The sequence below is a fragment of the uncultured Proteiniphilum sp. genome (assembly GCF_937873925.1).
Taxonomy (GTDB): Bacteria; Bacteroidota; Bacteroidia; order Bacteroidales; family Dysgonomonadaceae; genus Proteiniphilum.
This window is the reverse complement of the sequence record NZ_CALNAT010000139.1, coordinates 1-5327: the sequence shown is the minus strand read 5'-3', so window position 1 is coordinate 5327 and position 5327 is coordinate 1. Positions and strand designations below refer to the sequence as shown.

Here is a 5327-nt window from a genome sequence, read left to right as displayed (position 1 = left end):
GGCGCCGATGGTACTGCAGCATTTGTGGGAGAGTAGGTAGCCGCCATCCTTTACAACGGGCCCCCGGTGAGTCATTCGCCGGGGGCTTTTACTTTTTAGCCCCATGCCGGGAAACACTACTTTTAACAGGTTATCTTGCTCCCCCGGTTTAGGAAGAAGCCCCTTTGCCTGATCTCCAATCCTGCCTTATCCTGTAACCATTGCAGAGAAACGGGGCATAATGCGACGAATTAAAGATTTTTACTTTTATTTTTTACGGTGAAACGTAGGAAGTGCATATATTTGCCTTACCAACAGATAATATTATTAATGAAAAATCGTATGAAAAAATTACTATTTATCCCTATTGTGTGGTCTATCGCAATTTTGTTTACGGCTTGCGGTGAGAGCAGGCCCGATGACCTTCCCGTAACACTGAATGCTTCGGCAGAGCATTCCTATACGCTAATTGCTCCGGCAAATAATCCTCAGAGTTCAACTGAAATATTTCGTTTGGATGATTTTTCAGGGGTCAGCCAGTATAAGAAATGGATTGCAAAGGCTGAAGTGACTTCGACGTCGTATATTGAGATCACAGGTATTACCCTGGATAATGTGGAGATGAAAGATGTGAGTATTTCGTTGGGCAGCGATGCAAATAAACGTCTGCTTTTACCCGGCCCAATCACTGTCAATGAGAAATTTATGATAGATAGTGCAGAGCGGCTGAGTTTTATGCAGGCTATCATGAATGAGATAATCAGTAAGGGCTCTTCTAATGTGGTATTGAAATATACGCCGGGCAATAATATGGTGAATGAAAATACAAAATTGACCATACGGATGAATACCCGTTTCTCTTTCAATTGATCTTTTAAACCGATTCGTAGACAACAAAAAAAGGTTGCCTCGAGGCAACCTTTTTTTGTTGTGGTTCATTCCGTTACTGTATCGGTTCCAGATATTGCGAGTAGCAATATCCCTCTTCACCGTCGTTATCACGAACCAGCCACCACTGGTCGTTTGTTTTGCTGATGAGCGTGATAGTATCACCCTTCTCCGCTTTTCCGATGATAGGCTGGTCTGTTCCCGGCCCTTGGCGGATGTTCAGACGACTCTCTTTGGTTACTACTCTCACTTTATCGCCGTCTGTAACTTTGGTCTTCACATTCAATACCAAATCATTACTTTTAAAATGGGGATCGGTCCGTTCATAAATCTCCCACATCTTATCTTTCACGGCGGCGGAAGGGACAATACCCTCCACTCTCAGCACATTCCCCGATTCACTAACCGAAAGATTGTTCAACCTGGCCAGATCCATCAGTTCTTTGTATTTCTCTGTCAAAGCCATCGCTCCTTATTTTATGGTCAGGTTATTCACAACTTGTACGGGATTCAATGCATTCACCTTCTCCATCAATACAGTCAGATCTTTCTCCTTGATTTCACCGTTGAGGGTAATGATGCCATCCTGTACGGTGGCCGTAACTGTTTGATGGTCTTTGAGCACGTCGGGCAGCGCTGCATTGATAGTGGCATCGAGCGCTGTATAATCGGGTGCGGGCGGAACAACTTCCAACTGATTGACAACCGACTTCACATTTTGTACACCTGCTACCATGCTTTCAGCATAAGCTTTGGCCGAATCATCACTTACTGTCCCGGTCAGTGTAGCCACCTGGTCTTGTACGGTTACCGTAACGCCTGCCAGATCAGGATTGGCGCTTACCAATTCCTGCGCCGCATTTTGAATGTCTGCGTCCTTTACCTGATTACACGATGTCGCACCCACTCCCAGTGCAAAGATGAGTGTTACTACGGATAATAAACGTAATACTTTCATAATTTTTCTTTTTTAATTAAACAATACTATTTAAATGACAATATTAAAACGTATAAATATTTGAATTGTTTTCAAAGTGGCTGATTTTCTTCCTGAAAAACCGTCTCTCTTGTCAGAAAATAGCGGTATACTTATGGCAGTAGGGCTTGGTCCCTTTATATTCGTAATACTGTTGGTGATAGTCCTCCGCTTTCCAGAAAGTAGAAGCCGGTTTCAGCATGGTGGCTACCTTGTATCCCTTTTCCGTAAGTATATGGATATACTTCTCCGCGATCGCTTTCTCGGTGGGGTCGGAATAGAAAATGCACGAGAGGTACTGCGGCCCTATATCCGGCCCTTGTCCGTCGGTCTGGGTGAAATCATGAGTTTCGAAAAAGAGTTTCACCATCTCTTCATAAGATGTTACAGCGGGATCGAAAACCACTTCGGTGGTTTCCAGATGTCCGGTATTTTTCTGACATACCTGTTCGTAGGTGGGATTATCCACATGGCCTCCCATGAATCCCACTGTCGTTTGTTTCACACCCGGAGCTTTCATGAAGAAATATTCCGTTCCCCAGAAGCATCCCGAAGCAAAGTAGGCTGTGGTGAGCCCTTCCCGTTTTGCAGGGACAAACTTCAGTGAGATGGAGTTCACACAGTGACGCGTCTCTTTTGGGGTAAACCCTTCGCCCAGGAAAACGTGTCCCAGGTGTGCTCCGCAATTGTTGCATATGATCTCGGTACGGCGGCCGTCGGCGTCATGTATACGCTTCACGGCGCCCTCGATCTCGTCATCGAAAGAAGGCCATCCGCAGTCCGAATCGAATTTATCTTCCGACCGGTAGAGTGGGGCGTCACATCGTTTACAGAAGTATGTTCCCGCTACCTTATTATTTAAATACTCGCCCGTAAAAGGACGTTCCGTTCCCTTGTGGATGATTACTCTCTCTTCCTCGGGGGTCAATGCATTATAGTTCATACGATCCTTTTTATTTTTAGTGGTTTGTTGTTGAATGGCTGATCCCTTTTGATTACCCTGCCCGCATGCAGTGAAAAAAATGAGGGTAAACAGAAACAGCAGATATGTTCTCCTCATCGTCATAAATAATTTTTTTAATGTGTGATTTTTAGATCTTTATAGATATTTCATAAAAGCATACCGCCTTCTTTGTTTCAGGTAGAGAGGGTCGGTATCGTTGTCATATGCTTCACGCTCGAAACAGATATTCCTGTATGCGGTATATCCGTCTTTATAGCGGATCCATCTGAAGGTCCATTCCATAATATACCAGAGATAGAATCCGACTACCAGCAGCTCCACCATCTGCCGGGTGTGGACGGACTCATGGGTGAGGATGCGCTCATCCAATCCGGGTTCTTCCTTTCTCGCGAAGATGACCCCGAAAAGGTTGATTGCCCTGAACCCCTTTACCGGTAGGAAGTTGGAATAGACTATCTTCATATGTATACTTGTCTCATACGATTATTTTATTTTTTATTTCGGTGTATGGAACCTTTGATATTTGAAATAATCATTCCTTCGAACATTGAATGATTATTTTAAACATGTCGGTTTCATATGACCAAAGGTAGAAACATTCCGTAAATTTCGTAACTTTGCATCCTTAAAAATCGATAAATCAAAATAGAGAACAAAATGGATAAGATTTTCTCTCCCGATCTTCCGTATAAGGTAGCTGATATTTCATTAGCCGATTTCGGAAGGAAAGAAATAGATATAGCCGAGCATGAGATGCCCGGCTTGATGGCGATACGTAAAAAATATACTTCGGAAAAGCCGTTGAAGGGTGCCCGCGTAATGGGTTCGTTGCATATGACCATTCAAACGGCCGTGTTGATAGAGACCTTGGTGGAATTAGGCGCTGATGTACGTTGGGCCAGTTGTAACATTTTCTCCACGCAGGATCATGCCGCCGCAGCCATAGCCGCCTCGGGTGTCCCCGTGTTTGCATGGAAAGGTGAAACGCTGGAAGAGTACTGGTGGTGCACGGAGATGGCTTTGCGTTTTCCCGGAGGGGAAGGACCCCACCTTATTGTGGACGACGGCGGTGATGCGTCGCTGTTGGTACATATGGGGTACCACGCTGAAAATGATGCGTCTGTCATCGATAGGGAAGGCGGCAACCGCGAAGAGCAGGTTATTCTCGATACACTGAACCGGATCTTAAAAGAGGACAATCAGCGCTGGCACAAAACCATAGCCGGCATGAGAGGGATCTCGGAAGAGACTACCACCGGCGTGCACCGTTTGTATCAGATGATGGAGAGAGGCGAACTGCTGGTTCCTGCCGTCAACGTGAACGACTCGGTAACCAAATCGAAGTTCGATAACCTGTACGGTTGCCGGGAATCGCTGGCAGATGGTATCAAGCGGGCTACCGATGTAATGATCGCCGGAAAGGTGGTAGTAATACTGGGTTATGGCGATGTTGGCAAGGGGTGTGCCCACTCTATGCGTTCCTACGGTGCGCGCGTGATCATTACCGAGATCGACCCTATCTGTGCTCTGCAGGCGGCCATGGAAGGTTTTGAAGTGACTACGATGGATGAAGCGGTGAAAGAGGGTAATATATTTGTGACGGCGACCGGAAACCGCGACGTGATTACTATTGAACATATTCGGGAGATGAAAGACCAGTCCATTGTGTGCAACATCGGCCATTTCGACAATGAAATACAGGTTGACCGCCTGGTGAATTTTCCCGGAATCGAACACCTCAATATCAAACCGCAGGTGGATAAATATACTTTCCCTGCCGGTAACTCCATCTTTTTACTCGCCGAGGGCCGGTTGGTAAACCTGGGTTGTGCCACGGGACATCCTTCGTTTGTGATGAGTAATTCGTTTACCAACCAGACATTAGCACAGATCGACCTTTGGAAGAATGATTACGAAATAGGCGTCTACCGTTTGCCGAAACATTTGGATGAAGAAGTAGCCAGGTTGCATCTTGAACAGATCGGCGTAAAACTGACTACCCTTACACAAAAACAGGCGGATTATATCGGTGTGGCGATGGAGGGTCCCTTTAAGCCGGAGCACTATAGGTATTAGGAGAGAGTAAAGAGTAAAGACGGTTGTCTATTCTGTATCTTAAAGGGTGAATTGTTGAAAAGTAGTTAGCCACAAAGGTTGTTGGGCTGATTGGATGATTTAACGATTTACTGATATGGTGATGAGTCAATACGGCAATGTCCGGGAGTGATTGCGTGAAGTGAAAAACGAAGAGTGAAAATAGGAAGAGTATACGGGTAATTGGAAAATGAGCGTGGGCAATGGTGGTACGGAAATGAAAATGCAGAAAAACTTTACGTAGAAACCTTTTCGGTCTTAGCGATTTAGCAGCAACAGGACAAAAAATCCGGTTTTTTATGGCTTTTAAGGTTGCATAATTAAAATAAAGATTTTATCTTTGCACTCGCTTTTGCAAGAAAGCATCAGGTCGATTCGCTAGCTCAGCAGGTAGAGCACATCCCTTTTAAGGATGGGGTCCTGGGT

The 5327-nt window shown here is 45.3% G+C and carries 6 protein-coding genes; 2 read left to right on the top strand and 4 right to left on the bottom strand.

Annotated features, from left to right (window positions below; all coding sequences use genetic code 11):
- Positions 1-321: 321 nt before the first annotated feature.
- The gene (locus Q0502_RS09060; protein ID WP_298649820.1) at positions 322-849 is read left to right on the top strand and encodes a hypothetical protein; all 528 of its coding nucleotides are present in this window, start codon (positions 322-324) and stop codon (positions 847-849) included.
- A gap of 73 nt (positions 850-922) precedes the next feature.
- Here the strand turns inward: Q0502_RS09060 and Q0502_RS09055 are convergent, their stop codons facing one another.
- The 4 genes from Q0502_RS09055 to Q0502_RS09040 form a co-directional block, all read right to left on the bottom strand.
- The gene (locus Q0502_RS09055; protein WP_298649819.1) at positions 923-1333 is read right to left on the bottom strand and encodes an SH3 domain-containing protein; all 411 of its coding nucleotides are present in this window, start codon (positions 1331-1333) and stop codon (positions 923-925) included.
- Between the two features lie 6 nt (positions 1334-1339).
- Positions 1340-1825 carry a BON domain-containing protein gene (locus Q0502_RS09050; protein WP_298649817.1) on the bottom strand — a complete coding sequence of 162 codons (486 nt, stop codon included), beginning with the start codon at positions 1823-1825 and terminating at the stop codon, positions 1340-1342.
- A 112-nt stretch (positions 1826-1937) separates the two neighbouring features.
- A complete protein-coding gene (locus Q0502_RS09045; protein WP_298649815.1) occupies positions 1938-2909 on the bottom strand; it encodes a bifunctional methionine sulfoxide reductase B/A protein in 972 nt (323 codons plus the stop codon).
- Positions 2910-2942: 33 nt separating this feature from the next.
- Entirely contained in the window at positions 2943-3269 is a 327-nt protein-coding gene (locus Q0502_RS09040) for a hypothetical protein (protein ID WP_298649814.1), read from the bottom strand.
- 195 nt (positions 3270-3464) lie between these two features.
- Here Q0502_RS09040 and ahcY point away from each other — a divergent pair, with 195 nt between their 5' ends.
- Positions 3465-4883, top strand: a complete 1419-nt coding sequence (gene ahcY, locus Q0502_RS09035; RefSeq protein ID WP_298649812.1) for an adenosylhomocysteinase — start codon at positions 3465-3467, stop codon at positions 4881-4883.
- Positions 4884-5327 lie beyond the last annotated feature (444 nt).